The sequence below is a fragment of the Planctomycetaceae bacterium genome (assembly GCA_021371795.1).
In the GTDB taxonomy this organism is placed as follows: domain Bacteria; phylum Planctomycetota; class Phycisphaerae; order Sedimentisphaerales; family UBA12454; genus UBA12454.
The window spans coordinates 42,343-69,025 of sequence record JAJFVK010000013.1 but is presented as its reverse complement, the minus strand read 5'-3'; the positions used below and the strand labels follow the sequence as shown (position 1 = coordinate 69,025).

Below are 26,683 nucleotides of genomic sequence, written 5' to 3'. Positions count from 1 at the left end.
GTTTTGGCGATATAGATAGTGGATTTTATACTATATATATAAACTTCTATATTTGATAAATCTTTTTGGCAGGAGGAAGTCGATGATGAAAAGAATGTATCACCTCGTTTGGACACATGTTTTATGCTTTGCGTTAATTAGTCTTTCGGTAGTTTATGGACTCACCACACCTGCTTTACAAACAGAACCTAATTTGACCAGAGGCACATGCAATCAAGTGAATTGGGGTAATGTTGGCGGTGCAGATGAGTATCTTGCAGAGTGTGCGGAAGATTCGTCTTTTAACAGTATTCTTGAGAGTAGTGGTTGGGTCATAGATACGGATTACGAATTTTGCGACCTGACTTTAGGGCAGAAATATTGGTATAGAGCGAAGGCTCGGAGTCTGCCGGATTTGGAAACTTGGCTGCAGACCAACAGTAGTGATTTTGCCAGTGATGTACAAACCAGTGTTGATGTCTATACTTTACCAGGTAACGTTATTTTGGCAAAAAACATTGTTAGTAATTCTGATACGTTAGGAGGAACAACTTATTCAGATCAGTATGGGGCCGAATGGCTGAATGTTAACTTTTTTCAATGTACCCAAAGCTGCACTTTGACGAGCATTTCGGCGTATTTAAATATTACACAGTCGGTAACTTTGGAGTTTGTGGTATATGAGTCCAGTTCACAAAATGGTACTTACTCTCGCGTGCATAAAAACACATTGAGTTCGGGTACAGGTACAAAATGGTTTAGTTCTGGTTCGATATCCAGGTCGCTGACGGCTGGGAAGTATTATGGTATTGGAGTTTCAAGAAGTTATTTTATTTATACAACCCCTTATTTTAGCAGTGGAGGTAGTGGGCCGGTAAGTTGGGGCACTAAAATTGGTGCTGGTTCATATAGTTATCCTGCCCCATCCAGTATTAGCAATGAGGGCCATAGCTATGAGTGGTATCAACGGTATACGACTTCGGGTGAGCAAGGTTTTAAGCTATCTGGGAATATCAAATCAACATCGATTAATCTTCCAACAGGAGGGAATTGGGGGAATATATACTTTAGCCCATATACGCCTTATGGGACAAGTTTGATTGTAGATGTGCTTGATGGTAGCGATTCAATTTTAATCAATAATGTTCAGTCGGGTGCTAATCTTTCAGGGTTAACGGCTCAACAGATAAAAATTAGGGCCAATCTTGCGACTACTTTATCTGGTTATACGCCAATGTTGTATAGCTGGGCAGTTGATTATACCAATCCCAGTGGAGCAGAAGAAAGCAGTTGGTCAAATGTGGAAAGCTCAACTCAAACATTCCCTGTGGATTTCTCAATGAATGGCGCGATTGGTATGGTAGATTTTGCAATCCTGTCAAATGCCTGGCAAAGTAGCGATGGGGATAGCAACTGGAATGCAATCTGTGATGTAGCACAGCCTGCGAATAACGTGATTGATATTCATGATTTAGCAGTTTTTGTTGAATTTTGGCTTGAGAGCATAAATTAGTTTGCCGATAACGGTTTAACTGCTCCTCTTACAGAATATTAGCCCCTGACTTTGGATGAGGGATGTTGTTCACAGGGACATATGGCGTTTTTTCATTTCTTAAACAAAATTTAGATTTAAATGTACCCACAGACGGCGGGCTTTTTTATTGCCTAAAAACGGGATTATTATTACAATTTTCAGCCTATGAAGGAAAAAACGAATCTACGCAAAGTTTTTGACCAGCATGTCAAGCTGGAGGATTATTTTACGGGCTTTTCTATGAAATCCAAATCCAGTAAACGTGCTGCATCAGCTAAAACGAAAGAAGCGGAATCTCAACCGGTCAAATCTCCAAAATCGGATGTTGCCGGCGAGCTTGCGCAGTTGGCCAAAGAAATCGCGGCGTGCCAAAAGTGCGTGCTTGGCTCGACACGGTTGAATCCTGTTCCCGGCGAAGGAAATCCCAATGCCCAGTTGGTTTTTGTTGGCGAAGGACCCGGAGCGGATGAAGATGCGCAGGGCAGGCCGTTTGTCGGCAGGTCGGGTCAGCTTTTGGAGAAGATTATCACAAACGCGATGGGCTTAAAGCGAAGCGATGTTTATATCTGTAATATCGTAAAGTGCAGACCGCCGGAGAATCGCGAACCGCGGCCGGAGGAAATTATCAGTTGTCTGCCGTTTTTGAAAAGACAACTTGGCTTAATTAGGCCGAAGGTAATTGTTTCGCTTGGTGCGCCATCGACAAGAACGCTTCTTAATACGAACAAACCGATAGGTCAGCTTCGCGGCCAGTTTCAGGATTTTTATTTCGATGAATCTTCGCCGCCGATAAAACTTATGCCGACGTTCCATCCCGCATATCTGCTGCGAAATTATTCCGACGATAACCGCCGAAAGGTGTGGGAAGATATGAAATCCGTTATGGCGGAATTGGGTTTGCCGGTACCAAAAAAATAAAAGTTAGCCACAGACCCCAAAGGGGTTTCGCTGCGGCTCAAGAGCACAGAGGACACAGAGAAAATAAATGTTGAAAATAAAAATAACCACGAATTAACACGAATTGACACGAAATAATTTAATTGCTGATTAAAAATGAAAATAGAACGAAAGGACAAAGAATTATATAGGCGAGTGGACGAAGTCATACACTATCTTTGGGATCCAATTGGTGTTGCGGGAGAGCCTTATGCGAGGAATGAATATGAATCGTATGTGCCAAAAATATTTGGGATGATAAAAGCTGATAAAGAATCAGAGACAATTTCAAAATATCTTCACGATATTATAAATGATAAGATGGGGTTGACAGCGAATATCAAAATGTGTGATAAGGTAGTGGTGATATTGAAGACATATAAAAAAATAATAGATGAGCGTTCATAAAATAAGTGAAATCTGTGTAATCAGTGTTTAAAAATTAGTGTAAATTCGTGTTAATTCGTGGTTAATAAATGTCAGTTGAATTTATATTAGGAAGAAGCGGGACGGAAAAAGTGGTTACCATACAATATGAGGAAATTTAAGATTTGTATGGTAATATAGATTAGTGAGGGGTGGGGGCAAGTTGCCACCCTCCTACGTTAATATTTGAGTTGTCGACATTTTGCCGACAACTGCATTGGAAGAATATGGATTTCCGCTTTCGCAGGAATGACATCGTTATGGTTATCTGGAAGGTGGGTACAATTTGTACCCCACTTGAAATATAGTTTTTATATTTAATTTTTTCAGTTAAATCCGCGTAATCCGCGGTTAAAAAATTGTGTTTATTCGTGTTAATTCGTGGTTAATTAATGGCTGTTCAATTTATATTAGGAAGAAGCGGGACAGGAAAGACGACGCTTTGCATAAAGCAGATTATAGAAAGTCTGTTGAATGGTAAAAGCCAGCAGAATCTCGTTTTTCTTGTGCCGGAGCAGGCTACATATCAGGCTGAACGGGCGATTCTTTCCGATTCACGAATAAAAGGTTACAGCCGACTGCACGTGCTTTCATTTCAGCGACTCTGTTATATGATTTTCGGTAAAAATCTCGCCGCCCGGCCTTTGACTTCGCAGGCAAGGGATATGATAGTTCACCGATTGCTTTGTGAAAACGCAGGTAAATTATCAATTTTTTCATCGGCGGCGCAACGGCAGGGCACGGCCTCTTCTATCGCGCAGACGATTTCCGAGCTGCAAAAATATGGCAAGAGTCCAGATGACGTTGAAACGCTTATAAAACAGCTTGGCGGCAAATCGGAATTAACCGCGGGAAAACTTACAGATATAAACCTGATTTATAAACAGTATCTTGCCTTTGTCGAAGGCAATTTTCTAAACAGCGATAATCAGCTTAATCTCGCCAAAGAATCAGTATCCAAAAGCGAATTTTTGAAAGACTGTTCGCTGTGGGTCGATGGCTTTGCGGGCTTTACAACTTCCGAAACGATGATGCTGGCGGAATTATTGAAAGTTTGTTCCACGGCGAAAATAGCGATGTGTCTTGACCCCGCGGCATTGGAAAACGATTATACCGGAATTTTCGAGCCGACTGCGAAAACCTACGGCGGTTTGCTTGAAGTAGTTAAATCATTAAAACTGCAAATTGAAAAACCTGTTGTACTTGACAAGGCGAATCGTTTTGCGAATTCAAAAGCGCTTGGACATCTTGAGAAAAATATTTTCAGTTTTGACGAAGTTGGGCCGATGGCCTGCAATGGTGAAATAAAGATTACAGCCTGTGCGAAAACACGGCTGGAAGTCGATTATGTTGCACGACAGATTTGCGAGCTTGTGCGCGAGAAAAATTACCGCTGGCGAGATATAGCGGTTATTGCGTCCGACATTGACCAGTATCATCATTTCATTCAGGCGATTTTCGGCGATTTTAATATTCCGTTCTTTATTGACAGGCGAAGATGTTTGCAGCAGTATCCGGCAGTTGAACTTATTACCAGTGCTTTGAAAATCGCGACCGACAGATTCTCAACGAACGATGTGATAAATTATTTGAAGAGCGACCTTGCTTCTGTCAGCAGGGCGGAAGTTGATTTGCTCGAAAATTATTGTCTTGCGTTCGGTATCGAGGCCAAAGATTGGTTGAGCAGTGAGAAATGGCACTTCGCGCAGAAAAAAGACGAATTCGATAATGACATTATCAATAAAATCAGGGTCAGAGCTACGGAAGAGCTTTTGCAGTTACGGGCGTTAATGCAGCGGGAGGAAAGACTCTCGGCCGAATGGTTCTATCAGACGGTTTTAGTTTTTCTCGATAGTCTCAACGTTCGGCAGAAACTTGCGGACTGGACGAATGCGGCATTTAAAGAAGGCAGGCTCGACGAAGCGCAACTTCATCAGCAATTTTTTTCACAGTTTACGCAGTTGATGGACGATTTTCTTTTCATCTTCAAAGACAGTTCGCTCACCACGCGTCAGTACGCTTCGTTAATCTGCTCGATGTTCAGTCAGATAACGGTTGCGTTGATTCCGCCTGCGCTCGATCAGGTGCTTGTCGGTTCGATAGAGCGAAGCAGGCATCCGGATTTGAAGGCGGTATTTTTAATTGGCGGAACGCAAAAGCAATTTCCGATACCGATATATTATGATAATATTTTGAATGATAACGACCGCAAGGTAAGTGCCGACGCAGGTTTTGAACTTGCGTGCAGGGGTTCGTCGCAGCTTATGGAACGCAGGTATCTGGCATATATCGCTTTTACAAGGCCTTCGCAGTTGCTGAATGTTACTTATCCGCTGGCTGATGAAAAAGGGACGGATGTTCAGCCGAGTTTCCTTGTCGAGCAGTTGAAATCTCTTTTCACCGACCTTGTCGAAGAAAAATATTACGGCAGCGATGGGTTTGATAATTTATATAACACTTCTGATTTGTCGGCACTGCTTGCCGCCAGATTGGGAAAAGATAATTTTGCGCCGGCAGACAATACGGATGCAAAATGCAAGTGGCTGCTGGATGAACTTGCGTCGTCGTGCCGACGACGGCTAAACGTTGAAAATATCAAAACCGCGATTGATTATACAAACACCGCGGCATTGGAAAATCCGCCGATGCAGGATGTTCTGGCAACGAGCGCGACACGTTTAAAATCGTTCGCAAGCTGTCCGTTCAGATATTTTAGTGAACATATAATGAAACTGAAGGAACGGCGTATTTTCGAGCTTGAGCCTTTTAGTCTCGGCCTTTTTTATCATAAAGTACTCGAAATATTGTTCGGCGATTTGAAAAAACAAAATTTTAATTTTTCAAACGCACCGGCTGATGTGCTTTCAAAATTAACTGACGCGGCAATAGAAAAACTTCTTTTAGAAGATGATTTTCTGAAAAGTTTCAAAGCGCGAACAAAGCACAACAGTTTTATCGTGCTTTCGGCATCGGAAATGATTAAAGACGCGGTGTTGGAATTTTCGCAGATTGCCGCGGCTGGAAAATTTAATCAAATTGCCGCCGAAACGGGATTTGGACGCGATTCAGCGATGCCTGCGATTGAGTTGAGTTTGCCGGATGGCAAAAAAATTCATATCGACGGCAAAATCGACAGAGTGGATTTATTGTCGGAAGACGGCAAAAATTATTGCCTTGTTGTCGATTATAAAACTTCGCAGACCTCGATAAACTGGTCGCTTTTTGGAGCGGGGCTTGATTTGCAGCTTCCGATTTATCTGCTTGCCATAAAAAATCAAACTATTGAAAAATATAAAAATCTGATTCCACTCGGCGCATTTTATTTTAAGATTCAATCGACTGCCGATTCGGCAGACATCGATGATATTGAAACAAACGCAGGTAAAATAAAGAGAAAGCCGAAAGGTATTTTCAACGGCGAGTATTTTAATTGTATAGATTCGCAAACAGCCGGCGGGCGCAGTCCGTATTATAGTTTCGGAATTACGCAAAAAGACGGGCAGTTCGGCTATTACGAATCAAGTTCGCTTTTGCGGGATGAACATTTCGATGCGGTGCTGAATTTTGCGGAAAATAAACTCAAGCAGCTTGGCAGTCGAATACTTTCCGGCGAAATTGAAATTAAACCTTATAAATTTGACAAAACCACAGCCTGTGCGAATTGCAAATATAAAGCGTTTTGCCGATTCGACTGGCAGATTAACGGTTATTCGCAGATAACGAAAATTTCCAAGACAGAATTTTTTGAGACATCGAAATGAACTGGACTAAAGGACAACAACAGGCAATCGAGTCGAGCAGCGGCGATATAACCGTCGCAGCTTCGGCAGGTACGGGCAAGACGACCGTGCTTTCGCAGCGGGCGGTTCGCATACTCGGTGCGCAGGAGTTGTGTCCGGATGTTTCAGATATTCTTGTTTTGACATTTACCGACGCGGCGGCAGGCGAAATGAGGCAGCGAATCGCGCAGAATCTCAAAGACGCGGCTCAAAAATCAAAAAATATTCATCTTCGCAAACAGCTTTTAATGCTCGACAGCGCAGACATCAGCACGATTCACTCGTTCTGCAAGCGAATCATCGGGCAGCATTTTCATCGGCTCGGACTCGACCCTGCGTTTAGGGTGATGGATGCTGACGAGAGCGAACTTATCAAGCGGGAAATTCTTGCGCGTGTTACCGAAGATGCATGGAACGATATGCCGGAAGGTATGCAGCAGCTTTTAAACGGCAGGCCGGTGTCGAATCCGAAAACTAATTTTCTCAATTGCATCGTTAGTATTAGTGATTTTCTCGATACTGTAGTTTCGCGGCAGGAATGGTTCGACAGGGCGGGGGTTTTTAATGACGCTGTTGTCGCGGCCGCATCAGATGCGTTTAAAAATCAAAAGCAGGATATTCTCGGCAAATTAAAAAACATCAAACAGCGATTCGAATGGTCGCTGAAACTTGATGAAAAAATTACAAACGGACACTGGGCAGAACAAATTCAAAGCGAATGTTTCGGGCCTGTTGTGCTTGCGATTGATTTTCTTGAAAAGGATGATTTGCCGTCTTTTATTGAAGTTTTAAACAGCTTCGAAGGTTTTAAATGGAACAACAAGCCGAAAACATGTTCTTCGGAGTTGCGGGAATTTGTTTTGGGTGCGGCGATAAAAGCGATAAAAGATTTTAAATATCTGCCGACGCTTGCGATTTTGAATCCTGAATATCAACGTCTTGTCGCGGGCGGCTGTTCTGTGCAGACGAAAGTTTTGGTTGAGCTTGTCAAGCGATTCGATTCGGCGTACAAAACCGCAAAGCAGCAGCTTGGCTCTGTGGATTTTTCAGACCTTGAGCGATATATGCTCGCGCTTCTTTGTGAAAATGGAGATGTTGACAGCGGCACGGCTTCGGACATTGCTTTGCATTTGCAGAAAAAATATAAATATATATTTGTCGATGAATATCAGGATATAAACCCCGTTCAGCAGAAAATAATCGATATGCTTTGCGGCAGCGCGAAGGTTTTTGTCGTCGGCGATGTTAAACAAAGTATTTATGCATGGCGAGGCGCCGATTGCGGGCTGTTCGTTAAAAGGCTAAGTAGCAGCGGCGGTGACGAAACCAAATCTCGCGTGGATTTGAATGAGAATTTTCGGTCGCGGCCGGGGATTTTGAATTTCGTGAATGAAATTTTCTCACGGATTATGACCGAATCCGTCGCGGCGATAGATTATGACCAAAACGCGGCGTTAAAGCCTTTTAAGACCTCGCAGGACCTCGGCAGGCCGGATGTTGAGATGATGGTTGTCGATGAGGATTCGCAGGCAGATGACGATGATGAAAATGAAAAAGATGAAAGCGGGATTTCTTCGGAGGCGATAAATTGCAGGGCGCTGACGGTTGCTAATAGAATTAAAGAACTCATCGAGGTCGAGAAATTTCAGGTCTTTGATAAGTCGCTTAATGCGTACAGGCCGTGCAGGTATAGCGATATTGTGATTCTGACAAGGGCGTTTGCGCAGCGGGCGAGCAATTATGTTCAGGTGCTGCGGCTTGCGAATATTCCTGTCGTTAGCGATAGTTCGGCGGGTTATTTTGCCACGACGGAAATAACCGATATGCTTTCGCTCTTGCAGGTGCTTGATAATCCGCGTCAGGATATTCCTCTTGCGGCAGTGCTGCGGAGTCCGCTGTTCGGTGTTACCGAAGCGCAGCTTGCTGAAACAAAAACGCAAAACAAAGAAAAAGAAGATTTTTATTCCGCTATTGAATCTTGCGCATCGCAAAATCCGGCGGGCAAAATCGCGGATGTTCTGCGGACGCTTGATAACTGGCGGACTCTTGCGAGGCAGTCGTCTTTGGCGGATTTAATCTGGCGGATTTATACGCAGACGGATTATCCGGCTTTTGTAAGTGCGCTGCCGGGCGGTTCGCAGAGGCGGTCGAATCTGCTCAAGCTTCATCAGCGTGCGATTCAGTTTGAAAACTTTACATCGAGTTTTAATGTTGTTTCTCTTTCACGGTTTGTCGATTTTCTGCAAAAACTTTTAGACGCAGGCGGAGACTGGGCGCCGGCGGAGCCTGACAGTTGCGCTGCAAACGCTGTACGGGTTATGAGTATTCATAAAAGCAAAGGTTTGGAATTTCCAATCGTATTTTTGGTCGAGACAAACAGACGCTTTCAGGGCGGAGGTCATTCGTCCGACTGCATTACGGACGCATCGAATACTATCGGCCTGAAAATTATCGAGAATGCTTCCAAACTGTCATCGCTTACCTGGCAGCTTATTCGTGAAAGACAAAGAAAACAGACTCTTTCAGAGGAAATGAGGATTCTGTATGTCGCTCTGACGCGTGCGAAAGACAAATTGATTATTTCCGGAGCTGCGAAAAATGAAAAATGCGTTCAGCTTATAAGTAACGGCGGGCTTTGTGATGGTGAAAAACTGCCCGACTGGCTGATAGAAGACGCGGTGAACGAACTTGACTGGATTATGCTTGCGCTTGCGTCATATAAAAAATTGCAGAGTAGTTTTGAGCTGCCGGTTGAAATTGACAGCAAAGACGGCAATCTTTTCGATTTGAAAATATTTTCATCGCAGGAAATATCGCAGCTCGCGAATCAAATGTTTAAAAAACATTCCGCAAGCAGATATGAAACAATAAAAATACCGGCGGCGGATAATTCGCTGCTTGGAAAAATAGAACAGCGGCTTAACTGGAATTATCCTTTTGTGGATTTTGCCGGCATTAAAGCCAAGCAGTCGGTTACCTCCATTGCACACGGAGATTTGGAATACGCTGAATCTGACTGCAATTATTTGTTCGAATCGTTTGATAAATCCGCCAACAGCAGCGGCGGTCTTGTCATCGGCAGCGCAACGCATCTTGTTATCAAAAACATAGAGTTAACTGACGGCGTTAACGTAAACACGATAAATCAGACGATTGAAAGTCTTGTCAGTAGTAAATACATAACCAAAGAAATCGCAGGCAAGATAAACAGTCGTTCGGTACTCGATTTCTTTAACAGCGAATTGGGTAAGCTTGTGCGCGACGGCAAAAACAAAATAATGCGGGAATGGCCGTTTACTTACGCGGCCAGTGTTTGGGAATTATATCCCGAAATGAAAAATTATCAGGATGAGAAAATAATCGTGCAGGGTATTATCGATATGCTCGTTCAAACGCCTGACGGCGCAGTGATAATCGATTTCAAAACAGACAGAGTGAAGCCTGAAGATATTCAGCAGCGGGCGGAAAAGTACGTTTCGCAGATAAAATGGTATTGCAAAGCGGCAGGGAAAATATTGGGACTGGAAAAAGTCGAAGGACATCTGTATTTTCTAAACGCCAATAAATCGTTTAAAGCATTTTAGGCTGTTCATCCGGTTCGATATGGACCGTAATATTTACGGGCTGCGAAATCTGATTGTGCATTTCATTTTCAAGCGACTCGGCGATGTTGTGCGCTTCTGTTATCGAAAGCTGCTTGTCAACGAGGATATGCAAATCCATAAAAAGTTCTCTGCCGACGACTCTTGTTCGCAATTTGTGCCAGTCGCGTATTTGAGGCTGTGATGAGATAATCTGTTTGATTTGCCGGCTCGTGCTTTCGTCAACCGCACGTGCGGTGAACTGTCCGGCGGAATCTGATAATATTTTTACAGCCACCCATACAATCATAATGCCCACGATAATGGCAGCTATCTGGTCAGCATAGGCGAAACCCAACATAGATGCCACAGCGCCAATCGCAACGGCCGTCGAACTCAAGGCGTCGCTGCGGTGATCCCACGCGTTGGCGTAAAGCATTGAGCTTGAGAGCCTGACAGCTACTTTTTTAGTTACGGCAAAAGAGTATTCTTTTAGAACAACGGCAATCAATGAAACGATTAAAACCGGCCAGCCTATTTTGTTGACATTGTGGTCTGCGATGCTGTGAACAGCTTTTATAACCATATATCCGCCAGCTATGGCCAGCGGAATCGCGGTTAGAACGGTAATGAAGTTTTCAGCCCAGCTATGGCCGTAGGGATGTTCTTCGTCCGGCTCTTTACTGCTGATTTTAACGCCAATCATAATCGCAAAATCGGTAAGTAAATCTGACAGAGAATGAAATCCGTCTGCAACCATCGCCATCGAAGCAACGATAAAACCGGTAATAATTTTCGCAGCAACCAGAGCAAGGTTGATATATATACCCAGCCAGGTTACTTTCATAATCTGTTTAAACGCTTCGGTATTTTTCTCCGTATGTGGAGGCATTGGGTTATCCTGTAATTTTTTCGATTACCCCTGTTATCTTTTCGATATATTTTTCAGCAGCATCAGCGGCGTCTTTTCTGAATTCATAAATAAGCCTGATGACAGGTTCTGTATTGCTTGCCCGCAGGTGTATCCAGCCTTCTTCAAAGTCGAATCTCACGCCGTCGCTTTCGTTGATTTGGGCTTTTTTGAATGTCTTTTTGGCCTGTGTGAATATTTTTTCAGCCTGTTTTTTGTCTGCTGTGAATTTCTGCTTCTTCATTTCATACGCAGGAATTTCGCTTACAAGCTGACTGATTCTCTTGTTTGTGTCAGCACAAAGCTGCAGTATCAGGGATATGCCGACAAGGCTGTCTCTGATTGGGCCGACTCGCAGGTCGATAATTCCGCCGTTGCCTTCGCCGCCGATAACCGCGCCGTTCTTTACCATTGCCTGTGCGACGTTCGCTTCGCCGACCGGTGTGCGTATTACTTCGCAGCCGGCAGCTTTTGCGACATCGTCAATCATTCGCGAAGTAGAAAGATTTGTAACAACGGGTCCCTGTCTGTAACTTAATATTTGCTTTGCTGCCAGTACCAGCGTGTATTCTTCGCCAATATATTTTCCGGTTTCGTCAACTATCGCCAGTCTGTCTGCGTCAGGGTCTTGTGCGAATCCCATATCGGCGCCGAGATTTTTAACTGCATCGCAAAGCGAAGTCAGGTTTTCCGCTGTTGGTTCTGGTGTATGAGCAAACATACCAGTAGGCTTGTCGTTCAATGCTGTAATTCGACAGCCGAAGATAGACAGAAGTCTTTTTGTCGGTCTGCCGCCTGCGCCGTTTACGCTGTCGAGTACAACTCTGAATCTGCATGGAGCTATCTGGTTTCTCTTTACACATTCCAGAACGTATTTGATATGATTCGAATCGCCGCTGTGATCAACTGTAATTTTTCCGCAGTCGACGGATGATACAAAACTGAATTCGCCTTTTTCAAAAATAGCTTTTACTTTTTCGGCCATTCCGGCAGGCGGAGCAATGCCTTTGCTTGTCAGCAGTTTAATGCCGTTATATTCGATAGGGTTATGCGAAGCGGTAATGACCAGACCGCCGTCGCATAGCAGTTCTCTAACCATAATTCCAACTGTAGGAGTGGTTACAAGTCCTACGTCTATAACATCTGCGCCCAAAGAGCACAGACCGGCAGCAACTGCCGCTTTAATCATATCGCCGCTCGGTCTTGAATCTGTGCCGATTGCGATTTTGAGTTTTGGTTTGCCTTTTGAATTTTTGAGGAATGTTCCGAATGCCAATGCGTAATTCAATGCTGTCTGTGAATTGAAATTTTCTCCAACAATACCGCGGAGACCGCTAATTGAGATAATTAAGTCCTGCATTTTGTTTCTCTAAAATAAATATTATTCCCTAAACTTCGTACCCGAAAAATCAGGCACAAAACACTTTTTAACACTTTCAACACGTTTTTTTTGGTGTGTATAACCGATATTAAACCGCCCTTATTGCTTGTATTTTATTGCCAAACAAAATTATTGGCTATTGCTTATATTATATTTGTCTTGTCTTTTCAAGTACTTCTTTTAAACGGGAAACGATAGTTTTTACCTGTTCATCTTTCAAAGTCAAGATTTCTTTTAGTGCTTCTCCGATGAAAGGCAGATATGTTTCGATATAACCCCGCTTTTGCATTTCCATTTTGATGCGTTTTTGTTTTCGCAGATACATTCCGAGCAATCTGCCACATTCCTGGATAGCAAGTTTGATTTCTTTTATGATTTCCGGATAGTGCGCAATTGCTTCTTTGCTTTCGGAAGTAAACGGTACCCAAACTGAAGCCATGTGAATCATCAGCACAATCGGACCCATAGGCAGTGCGCCTCTGGACTGCGACAAGTTGTAATTTCTCCAGTTTGTATCAACAACCGCTTTGTGTATCGCGCAGGCACTCTGCTGGTAGAGCAGGGGGACACGATTGGCAAATCTCTTCAATTCGAGCTGCGGAAGTTTGTCCGGGTCGTCATTATTTCCGTTATGCTCTGTTTTGAAGCCATAAGCAATCGCAGCCTCAATTAAAAACGGATTGCCGCGGTAAACGTCCGGCTTCCTCGTACATGCGGCATAGAAGTCTGCCTCGACAACTCGCTTGAGACCTTTTTCAAGTTCGCTTTCGCCAATCGGGCCGATGCAATTTACGGGCGGCGCCATAATTTTTGTTTCGTTAATCGCGTTATGAACGGCTTCCACTTCTTTGAGGCTCATATCGCCTGATTTTGCGTTTTTAGAGATGCCGGCCTTTTTGCATATTTCGTCCCCAACTTTCGGGCTTATTCTCGAAAAATCATTCTGCAAAAACTGGCTCAAATGTTTGGATGTAGTTTCACGCGCCATCTTGTAAAGCAAACCGAGTTCAACGCCATACGGATGCGGCTTAATTTCAACCGGAGCAAAAGGCAGTTCTTTTGTCTGCCGGACATATTCATATCTTTGATTGTCAGGTGAATTGTAAATGACCGTAGCGTGCGGATTGGCCATAGCTGTCTGTGCGATATAATCGTCGACGGACTGTTTGCCTTTCTGATATTTTCCCTCGAGCGTAACTGTTACCTGCGTTCCTGTCGGTAAATCAAAATCACAATCCTCATCGAGAATTACCATCGGTTTGTTTTTCGTGGTGTCGATTTGCACATGGCAGTGATACGCTTTTTTATTTTTGTCCGTTCTGGAAATAATCTGGACTGGTTCGCCGGTTGTCAAAAGGCCGTACATGCCGGCTGCGGAAATACCTATTCCCTGCTGGCCGCGAGACATTTTTAAACTGTGAAACTTGCTGCCGTATAAAAGTTTGGCAAAAACGTTCGGAACCTGTTTGCTGACAATTCCGGGGCCGTTGTCCTTTACAACTATTGTGAATTTCTTTTCGGTCAACTGCTTTATCGTTACCGTAATGTCCGGCAAAATCTTGGCATCTTCGCAGGCATCGAGTGAGTTATCGACGGCTTCCTTGATTGCTGTTAGTAATGCTTTTCTTGGATTGTCAAAACCGAGCAGATGTCTGTTTTTCGCGAAGAATTCGCTGATGCTGATGTCTCGCTGTTTTGCGGCCATTGATTCAGCGCTAGCGGCGCCTTTGGGGTGAGCAGACTTCTCACTTTGCTCATCGCTGGTTTGACGCGGCTTTTTACCTTTAGCCGAAGTATCGGTTTTTTTCTTTGACTTCTTACTCTTCGTTTCTGTCTCCGGTTCTTCTGCGGGCGATTGTTCCAGAATACCGGTTTCGCTTGCCGCACTGTTTCCGTTAAAATCAAAGCTCATCTGATTCGGTGAAATCTCTTTCTGTGGTTTTGTTGCTGCCATATTCAATTTTAAATACGAAAGCCCCCCGTACAATGACGGGGGGTTTTAAAGGTTTTATTAACTATTTACCAATTAAGTATTAATTTAACTAAGTTTACACGAATAAACTTCATTTACAAAATCAAGGCCTTTGATGTCTTTCAGTGTTTTCTCGTCCGGCATAGCGTCAAGACTAAATGCCAAAACAGCCTTTTTCTCTGCGGCTTTTTGGCCTACGCCCATCGTCTGGATATTTGTGCCGTGTTTACCCAGTACAGTGCCGACAGCGCCGATAACGCCCGGCTTGTCGTCATTGAAGATAATCATAGCATTATCAGCCGGCGTCATTTCGACATCGAAACCGTTGATTTCGATTATTCGCATTATTCTATCATTGAATACCGTTCCTGTAAAGGTGCAAGTTCCGGTTGCTGTTGTAACTTTTACTCCGAATCCTGACGCGACATTTTTTGCTTCCTGACTCTTTATTATGTCAACGCTAATGCCTCTTTCTTTAGCCAGTGCTGTTGCGTTAATCATATTTACGTGGTCTTCGCTCGAAGACTGCAGCAGACCAATCATAAAGGAGCTTGTTACCATTGCAACATTGTGCTGGGCGATTGAGCCGCGATATTGGAGATCTATTTTCTTGATTTGTCCGCCTGCCATAGCAGCGACGAGTGTACCGATTCTCTGCGCAAGTGCAGCGTAAGTTTCGACGACCGGCAGAGTTGTTCCGCCGGAAGACGGCGCGTTCACCGCGTTTTTGATTACTCCGGTTTTCAGGTAATCGGCAAGAATTTGTGCCGCTTCGACCGCGACTTCAACCTGTGCCTCGGCTGTGCTTGCGCCCAAGTGAGGAGTTACAAGGCAGTTCGGAATTTTTTCATAACGTTTGTTATTAACTGGCGGCTCTTCTGTGAATACGTCCAGTGCAGCCGCTGCGATTATTTTATTTTCGAGTGCGTCATAAAGAGCGTCTTCATTAATGATTCCGCCGCGGGCACAGTTGACAATTCTTGTCGTCGGTTTCATCATCTTGAACTGCTCGGTGTTAATCATATTTAATGTCTTTTCGTTCTTCGGAACGTGAACGGTAATGAAATCAGCCTCTTTAAAAATTCTGTTAAGGTCGGTTGTGATTTCAATGCCGAGCTTTTCAGCTTCAGGCGGCGTTGCGACAGGGTCGTAACCGAGAATCTTCATATTGAAGCCGGTTGACATTTTCGCGACAGCCATACCGATTCTGCCCAGGCCGATGACGCCAAGAACTTTATTGTTGAGCTGAACGCCCATAAAGCTCTTCTTGTCCCATTCGCCGGCTTTCATCTTTGCCGCTGCCGGTGCGACGTGTCTGCACATAGAAAGCATCAGTGCCATTGTATGCTCGGCAGCGCTTAAAGTATTTCCGCCGGGGGTATTCATAACGAGTATGCCTTTTTTGGTAGCGGTCGGCACATCAATATTGTCAACGCCGGCTCCGGCTCTTGCGACTGCACGAAACTTGCCGGGGTTTTCGAGAATTTTAGCGTTGACCTTTGTTTCGCTTCTTACGATAAGACCGTCGTACTCACCAATGATTGAAATTAATTCTTCCGGACTTATACCGGTTTTCACGACAGGTTCAACGCCAGGGATTGTCTTGAGCAAGTCGATGCCTTCTTTTGCCAGCTTGTCGGTAATCAAAATCTTAATCATTTCTTTCTCCTTTAAAAGTCGTAATTTTCAATTTCTTTGTGCTCTTCAGGTACGCGGAAGCGGATGGTTTTACAATCATAAAAATATCTTGTTACGCAGTGGGCTGTCGAGGCGGTCAATTTTGCCACAGCAGTTTCTACTGTTCCTTTTTCAGCTTCTATTTCAACAAATATGTCGCGACTTTCTTTTTCAGGCCAAATCATTTTTCCAGTCGAATCAAACAGGCAGCAGGTTGACTTCATCATACCGTTGAAAAAATCTCTTTCTGCGAATGTGCTTAAATCGAAATCCATTACCTGTACAAACAGTACATAGTTCGCTCCGAGTTTGGCCGCTATTTCGTTCGGCTCATCCCGCCTGTCATTGGGCAATTCCAATCTTGCGTTCAAAACATCTTTATAAGGTATAATCCGTTCCTCATCGATCAGCACACTTTCGGTAAAGGCGATGTTTATATATTTGGTAAGTTCTGCCCGAAGGTCTACCGGTGTCTTTACCCAGCCGGGCTGATTGACAAGCACAACGATTTTGCCTTCCGTTGGGGCAAGTTTGAACTCTGCAGTTGTAATCTTGTCAGATTCTCTTTCGGAGGATACATTGCTCACTAATCCGCCTGCGATGTTGCATCCTGCCCAAAAAGCGGCCAATGCAGCAATAGTTATTGCCAAAACGATATTTTTTTTGCTGATTTTCATTTTCCATCCATAGTTCTAAATATTGTTATTATCCATCCTGCTAGGCCAATAATTGCCGCTGTTATAGCTATATAATCTGCTCGCCACAGCCTAACCGAAGGCAGGAACACGAAGTTTACCCCCAAAATAGCACTAAGTAAAGAGAAAAAAGCCACAAAAAGCAAAGTAATGTAACAAATTGTTGCAGCAGGTTGCGTTACAAAGGCTTTTGTTGTTCTGAATTTCACAAAATCCTCCATCGCACGTGTCCAGAAGCAGGTTGGGCAGGGGATGCCGGTGTTTCGGTAAAATGCGCAGCCGCCACTTGTGGTCGGGCGGGTTATGCCATTTCCAGAAAGGCTGATTATGCCCGCTTCAGAGAGGAAAAAGGCGATGAAAATCGACAGAATGGCGATAAATATTGCCATGAATATCAGCCTGTCTTCCAAAGCTGATTTTGTAAACCATTTTGACTTTTTACGTTCGGTCATTATGATAAGGCTACTTATTTTAAGTGTTGTGTCAAGCAGGTACAAAAATAGATTTTAAATTTGAGGTTCAAATGGCTCTCGACCACAAAGATTTACACAATATGCTGGAAGTCGCAGTTGTCGCGGCAAGACTCGCCGGGCAACGCGCGATGGAAGAAATTAATGTTGTAAAAGTATCCGCAAAAAGCGACAGCGAACTTGTTACACACGCAGACCCTATCTGCCAAAAAATAATAATCGATAACATTATGCAAAGCTACCCAGCGCACGGCATCATCGCTGAAGAAGGCAAAGACAATAAACTCTTCAAGCAAACGCCAAGAGGCGATAGTAATTTTTGGTGGGTAATCGACCCAATCGACGGCACGAACAATTATTCACAAAAGATTTTAAGTTTTGCTGTGAGTATCGGTTTGATGTATGAAGGCCGGCCTGTGCTGGGCGTGATTTATGACCCCGCGACAGATTCAATGTTTACAGCAGCCGGCGACGCTCCGCCGCAGTATAATAATATACGCATAGCGGCCAATGATAATGATTTTCATTTTTACCAGACGGTCGGAATTGAGAGTTTATACGCCGCTGGCGTTCCTGCGTGGATTACTAAATTGCAGACAATGCTGCGATGCCGGAGCTTGGGCACAACCGCAATGCATCTTGCTTATGTCGCCAAAGGCTCGTTTATTGGCGCTATTATGCACAGCCCCAAACTATGGGATATTGCGGCAGGCGGGATTCTTGTCGAATCCGCGGGCGCATTAGTTACAGACTGGCAGGGCAAATCGCTTTGGCCGGTTGATATGAATGCTTATAATGGCGAACCGTTCAACGTTCTTGCAGCTAATAAACGTGTGCAGAAAAAATTGATTGATTTGATAAACAATTAATTACCGTTTTGTTTTGACATATTCGATGTCTTGTTTTATACTTAAGATATGTCTTCAGAAGAACTTAAACAAATCGTAAAGTCATGTGCCGAGCAATTCGGAGCCAAAAGCGTCTGGCTTTTCGGTTCGACATTGGAAGATGAGGAACACGCAAAAGATATCGACCTGGCTGTCGAAGGTTTGGATTCCAAAAAATTCTTTGATTTTTATGGCAGGTTATTTTTTGAACTGCCAAGGCCTGTCGATCTTGTTGACCTTTCACAAAACCCACCGATAGCCGCAATCGTGCGACAAAAAGGTATCAGAATCTATGAGCGCAGAAGCTGATTATATTTCAGGGGAGCGGAAAAATATTCTGCATACTGTAAAACTGACAGAGGATTTATTGTCAAAGGAAAATCTCTCTGATTAGGAGGTTATCGCGTTGGGGAAACTCCTGCAGGATATTTACACCGGAATAGAAAGAATTTTGCGGTGTAAACTACAGGCCAGAAATCTTAAAATTATTAAAGCGGAAAGCTGGCACAAGGAGATACTTTTAGCTGCCAGAAAAAATAATCTTGTCGCAGAAGAGTACTTCGGCTGTTTCCGTGAATTGCTGCTTTTCAGACACATGCAGATTCATGGATATGGTTATATGCTCGATAAGCAGAGATTGCTTGCGATTGCCAAACCTGTACCGGCTGCTTGTAAAGATTTTCTCGAAAAAGCCGTATAAATTTACAGAGCATCAAACAGTAATTTATTAAAACATAAATAAGTGAATTGCTTATTTAGATTTAGCTTCGTTGACTTTGACGGTGTATCCGCCGCAGTCTTTGCCGTCCAGAGCTTCGATAGCTGCTTTAGCTTCAGCGTCATCGCTCATTTCAACAAAACCAAACCCCTTGCTCTTGCCGGTGTCCTTATCGTTGACGATGTAGGCTTTTTTTACCTTGCCAAAAACTGAAAACAACAACTGCAAATGCTCCTGCGTCGCGTTAGGCCCCAAATTTCCGATGTATAATTTCTTACCCATAATTGCCAATCCAAAATTTATAAGTGTGTAATTATACTGTCCTAAAATCAAACATCAAACATCAAAATTCAAAATTTGGGAATCCCGATGAATCGGGATGCTTTTTTAATAAAATCCCAGCGTGAAAATAAAGGGGTTATGGCGTTTTTTTTAAAAAATACAAATGCGCACGTTTTATTAAAAATCTGACACAACTTCATATCACAAAAGCAATTATCATTTTTTCAATTTTTCCGTTTTTTATCAAAAAACAGCGTTTAATGTGCGCAAGTAATTCACAAAACGCTTAAAAACACTTAAAAACCTTCTCAAAAATCGAAATTTTCGAAAAATCGCAACATTGGCGCAGGTTTTCGCGTGCGCAAAATTTCAGTGCCACTATATGTAGTAGTCAGTAGCCAGTAGCCAATAGATAATGCGCGTTTTTACTTTAAATTTGCGCAAGGCGCAATTTTTGATGGCAACAAAATGAAACTAAAACGCAGTAAAATGAAGTGAAATGAACTGGAATGGGAGTAAAAGGAAGTGAAATCGGCAAAAATAATATAAATGAAAAATCGGTGCTTTGAAAACTTGCAGTTTCTTACGGCAGCCACCCCCTCTGTTTTTTTCTTTCAAGGTAGAAAAAAACCTTGAAGATTCGGGGGTTAAAACTAAGACACCAAGGCACAAAGAAATTTTTGGTTTTTAATTCTTAATTTTAAATTATTTTCAACCACGATTTTTTTAGACACGGATTAACGCGGATTGACACTGTTTTTTTACCACGAAGGCACGACGATTTGCTTTAAGGCGTGTTCTGCGAACACTGCAAAAAAATAAAAATAACCTCTCCCCAAGCAAGCTTTGTCCGAGGTTGTCTTTTTATTTTTTTTTCGCCTATACAGGCGTTGCCTTAAAGCAAATTAGCTGTTGGTCAATAGTCATTAGCTATGTATAATAAAGTTAAGATGCGAGGTGTTTGGGTGCCATGGAGATTGAGATTGCCACGCTGCGCTCGCAATGACATAACACAGCATTAGGCGGCAGAGATGGATTTAATATTTTTTGGAATTTACTGTTTTAAAAACAGGCCGCCGTGCCGGCTGCCGCTAAACGACGAATTGCTAACCCCTGCCATTGGTGCAGGAAAAATTGGAATAAAAAAGTTTTATACCCCCGGCACATGTCCGGGAACTGAACATTTTATTAATACCCCGACATCATTTGCATCAGGTTTCTATACTGCTCTATCAAAACGCCAATCAAAATCACAGATAAAACAACTATAACAACTGTCACAATCAGTGTGATTATCGTCAGAATCCATTTCGTCAGCGGTTTATAATTTGGATTGCCCCAAATCATCGGCAGCGCAAACGGACCGATAGAAAGCAGGGCAATAATTACCCATCTGTTGGTAAAATACCACTTGCCTTTCGGCTTTTTCCTCTCATCGAATTCTTTTCCGCAATGCGGACAGGTAAGCATAGAAAACGTATCTCGTATTTCGTATCTCGTGAAGCGCATCTCGTATCTCGACGTTTTTCGCTTCACGCTTCACGAATAACGAGATACGAAGATTTTTAGCCGATTTTATAAAAGCCGCGGCAGGGAATATTAATCTCGTCCTTGCCTTTAATCTTTATATGCAGCGTGTCAGAAAATACACGCAGTTGGCCTTCTTTTGCCGGCGGAGCAATCTCAACATCGAACTGGAATCTGTTTTCGGTCTGAACCTGATTGATAACTTTTACAATACCCTTATCAGATTTAATCGAATCAATAGTTATCGGCTGATTGTAATTGCTTGTCAGGAAAATACTGCGTTTCTGGATGTCGCCAACTTCGGCATTTCGAAGAATAATAACCGACGGCGAGGCCTCGAATTCCTTCAAACAGTTCCACTGCAAACGCACATCTTTGCATTTCGGATGATTTATCGTAAATGTAACTGCGCCTGTGAGATTATTACGCAGATATGTTGTGTTTATAATAGGCTTCAAAACGTGCTTCTCGGTATAATCGTTCGGGTCGAAATTAAACGTAATAACGTTGCCAAGCGATTCGATTTTTGTAATCGCAAATTTTTCGTTGTCCGCTGCTGTAAGGATAATCGGTGTTGTTCCCTGATTTGCGTCAACCAAAGACAAATTCAGATTTTCAGGCGAGATCTGAACAGCAAGCTTTACATACGCCTTTATTTCCAGTTCGGCTCTTGGTTTTTCGCTATCGTTGCTGAAAACTATAATGTGCTGCGAAGTCTGTCCCTGATATTTCGGAGCGTGGAACTGGACGGTGATTTCGCCTGATTCGCCGGGGTTGTATTCCTTCTTCGCCAAATCAGGTATCGTACACTTGCACGTGCCCTGAAGATGGTCAACTTTCAATATATCCTCGCCAACGTTCTTAAATTTGAATTTGCACTCTACTTTACTGTCTGGAGCGAGTTCGCCGAAATCGTGTGAATTGACGTCGAACTGGATTCTTGCTTTCGATATGGCGGCGGTTGTTTCTTTTATCTCTTTTTTCGCTTCGATTTTTGCCGGCGCGGCTTGCTTAACATCCTTTGCATCTTTTTTGGATTTTTCCTTATTTCCAAAAAGGCCCGCGTAAGAAACGCTCGAAATTAAACAAAAAATTACTGCAATAGCCCAAAATTTGAAACTTCTGCCGTTCATAAGTAAATTCTCCATAAAATTGTTAAAAATCGTGAACATTAAAGTATAACATACGTTAATTTACGTATCAACTCCAAATTGGTGCGTTAAAGGTTATAAAGTGTTCTTGTGAAAGTGGTTCGGCTATGGTAAATTACCGACTCATACTACTTATATATAGGCGAGGTAATAATGAACGTATTGTTGATTGGAAATGGCGGACGCGAGCACGCTATCGCATGGAAGTTGTCTAAATCCAAAGAGTTAAAGAAACTTTATATCGCACCGGGTAATCCGGGAACGGCTAAATGCGGGGAAAATGTAGCTATAAACGCAGATGAATATGACAAACTGCTGGCATTTGCCAAAGAAAAGAATATCGGCCTTGCGGTTATCGGACCAGAAGACCCGCTTTCGGACGGCCTTGTGGACAGGTTTGAGGCGGCCGGCATAAAGGCATTTGGGCCGAGCAAGGCGGCGGCGCAGTTAGAAGCTGACAAGTCTTTCGCCAAGCAGATTATGAAGGTAAATTCGATACCGACCGCTGAAAGCCGAACTTATGATAATTTTCAGGACGCCAAAAATTACATCGCCAGCAGGGATGAACCTGTTGTGATAAAAGCAGTCGGGCTTGCAAAAGGCAAAGGCGTTTTTGTCTGCGACGACCCGGCAGAGGGAATTAACGCTGCTGAAAAAATTATGGAAGGTAAACTTTTCGGCAAGGCGGGCGAGAAAATTATTGTTGAAGACAAACTGCTCGGACAGGAAGCATCAATTCTGGCTTTCGTTGACGGCAGAAATATTTATGTTCTTGAAACCGCTCAAGACCACAAGGCAATCGGCGACGGCGATACCGGAGCGAACACCGGCGGTATGGGCGCATATTGTCCGGCACCGATAGTGAGCGATAAAGTTATGGAGCAGATAATCCGCGAAATTCTTGTGCCGACAGTTGACGGTATGAATAGAAACGGAACGCCTTATAGAGGGATTCTCTACGCGGGTGTTATGCTCACGCAGGGCGGGCCGAGAGTTCTGGAATTTAATTGCAGATTCGGCGACCCTGAAACGCAGCCGATACTTGCGCGACTCAAAAGCGATTTGCTTGAAGCGATGCTGGCGACGTGCGAATGCAGGCTTGACAAGATTACGCTGCAATGGGACAGCAGGCCTGCGGTTTGTGTTGTGATGGCATCGGGCGGGTATCCGGACGATTATGAAAAAGGCAAAGTAATTACGGGAATCGACGATGCCGAGTCCGACAAAGACGTGATGGTATTTCATGCCGGCACTGCACAACAAGGCGGCAATATCGTAACAACAGGCGGAAGAGTTCTTGGTGTTACGGGGCTGGGCAATACGATTGCCGACGCGAAAGCCAAAGCGTACAGTGCAGTTGAGAAAATCAAATTTGAAAAAGCATATTACAGGACGGATATCGCGGATAAGGCGATAAAGTTGAAAATATAATTCAGGGATTGGATTTGGCAAAAAAAAATAAAAAGGTTATTCGTGCGATTATTTGGGTTATCGTCGCGGTAGCGGTCGTTTTTTTGTATAATCTCGGCGGGAATTTGCTCAAGCCTGTTGCTGTCAAACAACTAAAACAAATGACCGGTGCGCACGTTCAAATAGATGATTTAAAATTTCATCTAAGCGGCAGAATCAGTATGCAAAATATTCGCATAAGTCCGCTAAAAATTAACAAGCCAGACAACGCGATATTAACTGCCAAAACGCTCGACGCGTATTTTTCGCCGTGGAGTTTTATAAAATTAAGTCCGCAACTCAAACGGCTGCGGATTTCTGATTTTGTTCTGAATGTGCAATTTAACGCGGATGAAAAAGAATGGAATGTCGCGGCACTGAAACTTCCGGAAAAGAAAAAGGGACAGATATTGCCGGAGCTGCGTTTCAAACGAGGCGAAATAAAATTTACTCAAGTCAATAACGGTCAGGAAGTCAAAACAATCTCCTGCAATACCAACGGCGGCCATGCGAATACAACGGTCGGAACCGAACAAATTACTTTCACTGTAACCGAAAACGATCCGCGAATAGAAAACGGTAATTTTATAATTGTCAAACTTCTGCAAAAAGAAAATATGGAAGTTTTACTCGAAGGACAATTGCCTCGTCTGGAATTGAATTTGTTCGGCAGCAAGTGCAATATCAAAAGTTTCAGTTCAAAAATTACAGCCGACAAGGAAAATGTTACGTTTGATAAGTCAACCATCGCTATCGGGCCCAAAACAGTTATCGATGTGAATGGAACTGTCAGGGATTATACGACAGACCCATCGTTTGCTTTCGCGGTAAAGATGCGGGAACTCAATATTTATCGCGACCCTGTTGATAACTGCTTTGCGTACGGCAGCAGAATTTTTGAACAGTTTATTCCGCTGCTCCAGGTGTTTTTCGATAATTTCTCGCCGCAGGGACGTTTGGGACTCGATGTGATTCTTACCGGCAAAGTTAAGGAAATCGCCAAAACGCACTGCAAAGGCTTTCTTGACTGCAACGATATTTCAATTCAATATTTTCTGTTTCCATACCTTGTCGAACATATGCATGGCAAAATCGACGTTACCGAAACAAGTATGACTATGAATAATGTCAAGGCCGCTCACGGCAAAGTCGATATCGAAATGAACGGCTACTGTGACGGGTTCGGCGAAACAATGGACAGCAACGTCGTGCTTAGCAGTAATAATATGCTGCTTGATGGAGACCTTTACGCGGCTCTTATGCCTAACCATAAAAAACTATGGTATCTTTTCTCGCCTACAGGGATGGTCGCAGGTGATTTTATTTATGCTGCCAAACCGCCGGGGCAAAGAATATTCCGGCTTAACGGCAATTTGCTCGATGTTTCAATTATATGCAATTATTTTCCGTATCCTGTTTCCGGCATTACCGGCCAAATCTCGGTTGACGGCGGCAAAATAGAACTCAAAAATATTTTTAGCCGACAAAGCGGTGGTACTATTCAAATGAACGGCAATATTACCGACGCCAATACAGCAGTGCCGCGTTATGATTTTAATATCATCGCCCAAAATGTCGCGATAGACAATAAACTAATCTTCGCTTTTCCGGCAGAACAGAAAAAGTTCTTCAGCAATTTCGATATTCAGGCAACGGGCGATGCCGACATAGAAATTCATTCGACTGACAATAATGAATCGCCTGTCGATTATCTTGCGAAGCTGAATATCAAAGGCGATTATATCAAAACGCCCAAACTGCCGGAGCCGCTGAAGAATATTCATGTTGACGCCAACCTTACTCCGCAGGCTCTGATTATCAAAGAGTTCAGTGCCGATTTTAATGACAGTCCGCTTGTCGCGTCGGGCACAATCTGGACGGCGGCTGCAAATGAAGACATTGGTTATTGCGTGCATCTGAACGCAAAAGATTTAACGCTCGACAGCAATACCGTCGAATCAATTATCGGCAAAAACAGCGCGAAGATGCTTAGGGATTTTCAATTCAGCGGGCCTGTGAATATTGATGCGCAGGTCGGCAAAAATTCGCGTATTAAATGCCCTGACCTTGAAATCGGAGTCGAATGCCTCGATAACAGTGTGTATTTAAGCAAATTCGATTTGCCGTTAGATGATATCAAGGGCAAAGTGGTCATTCGTCCTGATGACATAGAGTTTGTTTCACTATCGGCAGTTCCGGTTGTTGATGATATGAACTTTCCCGGCCATATTACTCTTAATGGAAATTTAAAAACAGCCAATGGCGATGTCGAATGGGCAAGTCTGAATCTTAAAGCGACTGATTTGAATTTTGACCCCAGATTTACTGCTCTTCTCGGAAGCGCCGAGGCATATTATAACAAGCTAAGTCCGGATGGGAAAATAGACCTTAGTTTAGACAGGATTAATTACGATAAAACTGAAACAGGCCAAAAGTTCGTTAAAATGAACGGAACGGCTCTTTTTAAGAATTGCTCAATCGGTGAATCGAAACTGTTTACAAACGTTTATGCTATACTGAATATCGATACTCAATATGATATCGGCGTGGGTATGAAAGAATGCAAACTTCTGCTTGATGTCAAGAGCCTGTCGTTTAAAAACAGGTCGCTGGAAAATCTGAAACTGAAAATTCCGTACGATATTAATGATCCCGATATCGTTATTAAAGATTTTGTCGGGGAATGCTTCGGCGGACGAATTGCGGGCAATGCGGTTTTTAAATCCGACACAAAGGGCGGTTTTGCGGAATATAATATCGACCTTGCTATCGTCGGCGTAAGCTCTGAAAAATTTGTTTCGCCGGGCGCGGCTGAAAAATCCGGCGGCACCCTTAACGGCGAAATCAGAGTGCAGGGCAATCTTCAAAAACCAGACGACAACCGCGGCAGAGTCTATATCGAAGCGACCGGACTTCAATTGGGCGGTAAAGGCCTTGTCTGGAGTATCCGAAACGCTATTCTCGAAGCGATAAAGAAAGATCTTGCCTTCGATAACGTAAAACTTCAGGCTTTCGTAAAAGGCGAGACTGTTCAAATCAGCAGAATGGATATTTACGGCCCAACGGCGTCGCTTCGAGGTACCGGGACGTATAAGCCGACAGATGATTCGCTTAATATAGATTTCGTGGCTTACAGCGCGGCGGGTAAAGAAAATCCGCACTTTTTCGATAATCTTACGTCAAGTATCGGCGCAGCGTTTTTGAAAGTTTATGTCAGAGGCTCATTAGACAAGCCAGAGGTGCAAGTCGAACCGCTGCCGATTTTGATGAAGCCGCTGGAAATGATTGGAACTAAATAGGCAGGACTTATATTGTGCTCAAAAACCTAT

19 protein-coding genes are annotated in these 26,683 nt (G+C 43.5%); 10 read left to right on the top strand and 9 right to left on the bottom strand.

The features are described from left to right. Positions 1-82 precede the first annotated feature (82 nt). From LLF92_05805 to addA, 5 genes are all read left to right on the top strand, one after another. Positions 83-1,492, top strand: coding sequence for a hypothetical protein (locus LLF92_05805; GenBank protein MCE5340627.1), 1,410 nt, complete (start codon positions 83-85; stop codon positions 1,490-1,492). A 261-nt stretch (positions 1,493-1,753) separates the two neighbouring features. Next, entirely contained in the window at positions 1,754-2,431 is a 678-nt protein-coding gene (locus LLF92_05800) for a uracil-DNA glycosylase (protein ID MCE5340626.1), read from the top strand. Positions 2,432-2,566: 135 nt separating this feature from the next. Next, positions 2,567-2,857 carry a hypothetical protein gene (locus tag LLF92_05795; GenBank protein ID MCE5340625.1) on the top strand — a complete coding sequence of 97 codons (291 nt, stop codon included), beginning with the start codon at positions 2,567-2,569 and terminating at the stop codon, positions 2,855-2,857. 410 nt (positions 2,858-3,267) lie between these two features. Beyond that, on the top strand, positions 3,268-6,636 hold the full coding sequence (locus LLF92_05790) for an exodeoxyribonuclease V subunit gamma (protein ID MCE5340624.1): 3,369 nt from the start codon (positions 3,268-3,270) through the stop codon (positions 6,634-6,636). Then, complete coding sequence (addA, locus tag LLF92_05785; protein ID MCE5340623.1) at positions 6,633-10,238, top strand: helicase-exonuclease AddAB subunit AddA; 3,606 nt, start codon at positions 6,633-6,635, stop codon at positions 10,236-10,238. The genes LLF92_05790 and addA overlap by 4 nt, the downstream gene beginning before the upstream one ends. Here addA and LLF92_05780 read toward each other — a convergent pair. From LLF92_05780 to LLF92_05755, 6 genes are all read right to left on the bottom strand, one after another. Continuing rightward, positions 10,225-11,127, bottom strand: coding sequence for a cation diffusion facilitator family transporter (locus LLF92_05780; protein MCE5340622.1), 903 nt, complete (start codon positions 11,125-11,127; stop codon positions 10,225-10,227). The two genes, addA and LLF92_05780, sit on opposite strands and share 14 nt — an antisense overlap. Positions 11,128-11,131: 4 nt before the next feature. Continuing rightward, positions 11,132-12,505: a phosphoglucosamine mutase gene (gene glmM / locus LLF92_05775; protein MCE5340621.1), complete on the bottom strand. Its 1,374-nt coding sequence runs from the start codon at positions 12,503-12,505 to the stop codon at positions 11,132-11,134. A 169-nt stretch (positions 12,506-12,674) separates the two neighbouring features. Further along, positions 12,675-14,480, bottom strand: a complete 1,806-nt coding sequence (locus LLF92_05770; protein MCE5340620.1) for a DNA topoisomerase VI subunit B — start codon at positions 14,478-14,480, stop codon at positions 12,675-12,677. 84 nt (positions 14,481-14,564) lie between these two features. Next, positions 14,565-16,157, bottom strand: a complete 1,593-nt coding sequence (serA, locus tag LLF92_05765) for a phosphoglycerate dehydrogenase (GenBank protein MCE5340619.1) — start codon at positions 16,155-16,157, stop codon at positions 14,565-14,567. 11 nt (positions 16,158-16,168) lie between these two features. Then, the gene (locus LLF92_05760; protein MCE5340618.1) at positions 16,169-16,852 is read right to left on the bottom strand and encodes a hypothetical protein; all 684 of its coding nucleotides are present in this window, start codon (positions 16,850-16,852) and stop codon (positions 16,169-16,171) included. Beyond that, complete coding sequence (locus LLF92_05755) at positions 16,849-17,322, bottom strand: DUF2752 domain-containing protein (protein MCE5340617.1); 474 nt, start codon at positions 17,320-17,322, stop codon at positions 16,849-16,851. The genes LLF92_05760 and LLF92_05755 overlap by 4 nt, the downstream gene beginning before the upstream one ends. Positions 17,323-17,393: 71 nt before the next feature. Here LLF92_05755 and LLF92_05750 point away from each other — a divergent pair, with 71 nt between their 5' ends. From LLF92_05750 to LLF92_05740, 3 genes are all read left to right on the top strand, one after another. Continuing rightward, positions 17,394-18,209: an inositol monophosphatase gene (locus LLF92_05750; GenBank protein ID MCE5340616.1), complete on the top strand. Its 816-nt coding sequence runs from the start codon at positions 17,394-17,396 to the stop codon at positions 18,207-18,209. Positions 18,210-18,257: 48 nt separating this feature from the next. Beyond that, positions 18,258-18,536, top strand: a complete 279-nt coding sequence (locus LLF92_05745) for a nucleotidyltransferase domain-containing protein (protein ID MCE5340615.1) — start codon at positions 18,258-18,260, stop codon at positions 18,534-18,536. A gap of 142 nt (positions 18,537-18,678) precedes the next feature. After that, the gene (locus LLF92_05740; GenBank protein ID MCE5340614.1) at positions 18,679-18,927 is read left to right on the top strand and encodes a hypothetical protein; all 249 of its coding nucleotides are present in this window, start codon (positions 18,679-18,681) and stop codon (positions 18,925-18,927) included. Between the two features lie 51 nt (positions 18,928-18,978). Here the strand turns inward: LLF92_05740 and LLF92_05735 are convergent, their stop codons facing one another. The 3 genes from LLF92_05735 to LLF92_05725 form a co-directional block, all read right to left on the bottom strand. Continuing rightward, on the bottom strand, positions 18,979-19,227 hold the full coding sequence (locus tag LLF92_05735) for an RNA-binding protein (GenBank protein MCE5340613.1): 249 nt from the start codon (positions 19,225-19,227) through the stop codon (positions 18,979-18,981). A 1,188-nt stretch (positions 19,228-20,415) separates the two neighbouring features. Continuing rightward, a complete protein-coding gene (locus LLF92_05730; protein ID MCE5340612.1) occupies positions 20,416-20,697 on the bottom strand; it encodes a hypothetical protein in 282 nt (93 codons plus the stop codon). A 95-nt stretch (positions 20,698-20,792) separates the two neighbouring features. Then, the gene (locus tag LLF92_05725; protein MCE5340611.1) at positions 20,793-21,887 is read right to left on the bottom strand and encodes a DUF1573 domain-containing protein; all 1,095 of its coding nucleotides are present in this window, start codon (positions 21,885-21,887) and stop codon (positions 20,793-20,795) included. Positions 21,888-22,058: 171 nt separating this feature from the next. On the opposite strand from LLF92_05725, the gene purD reads away from it, so the two are divergent. Both purD and LLF92_05715 read left to right on the top strand, forming a co-directional pair. Continuing rightward, complete coding sequence (gene purD / locus LLF92_05720) at positions 22,059-23,336, top strand: phosphoribosylamine--glycine ligase (protein ID MCE5340610.1); 1,278 nt, start codon at positions 22,059-22,061, stop codon at positions 23,334-23,336. Between the two features lie 14 nt (positions 23,337-23,350). Continuing rightward, positions 23,351-26,653 carry an AsmA-like C-terminal region-containing protein gene (locus tag LLF92_05715; protein ID MCE5340609.1) on the top strand — a complete coding sequence of 1,101 codons (3,303 nt, stop codon included), beginning with the start codon at positions 23,351-23,353 and terminating at the stop codon, positions 26,651-26,653. Positions 26,654-26,683: the final 30 nt, after the last annotated feature.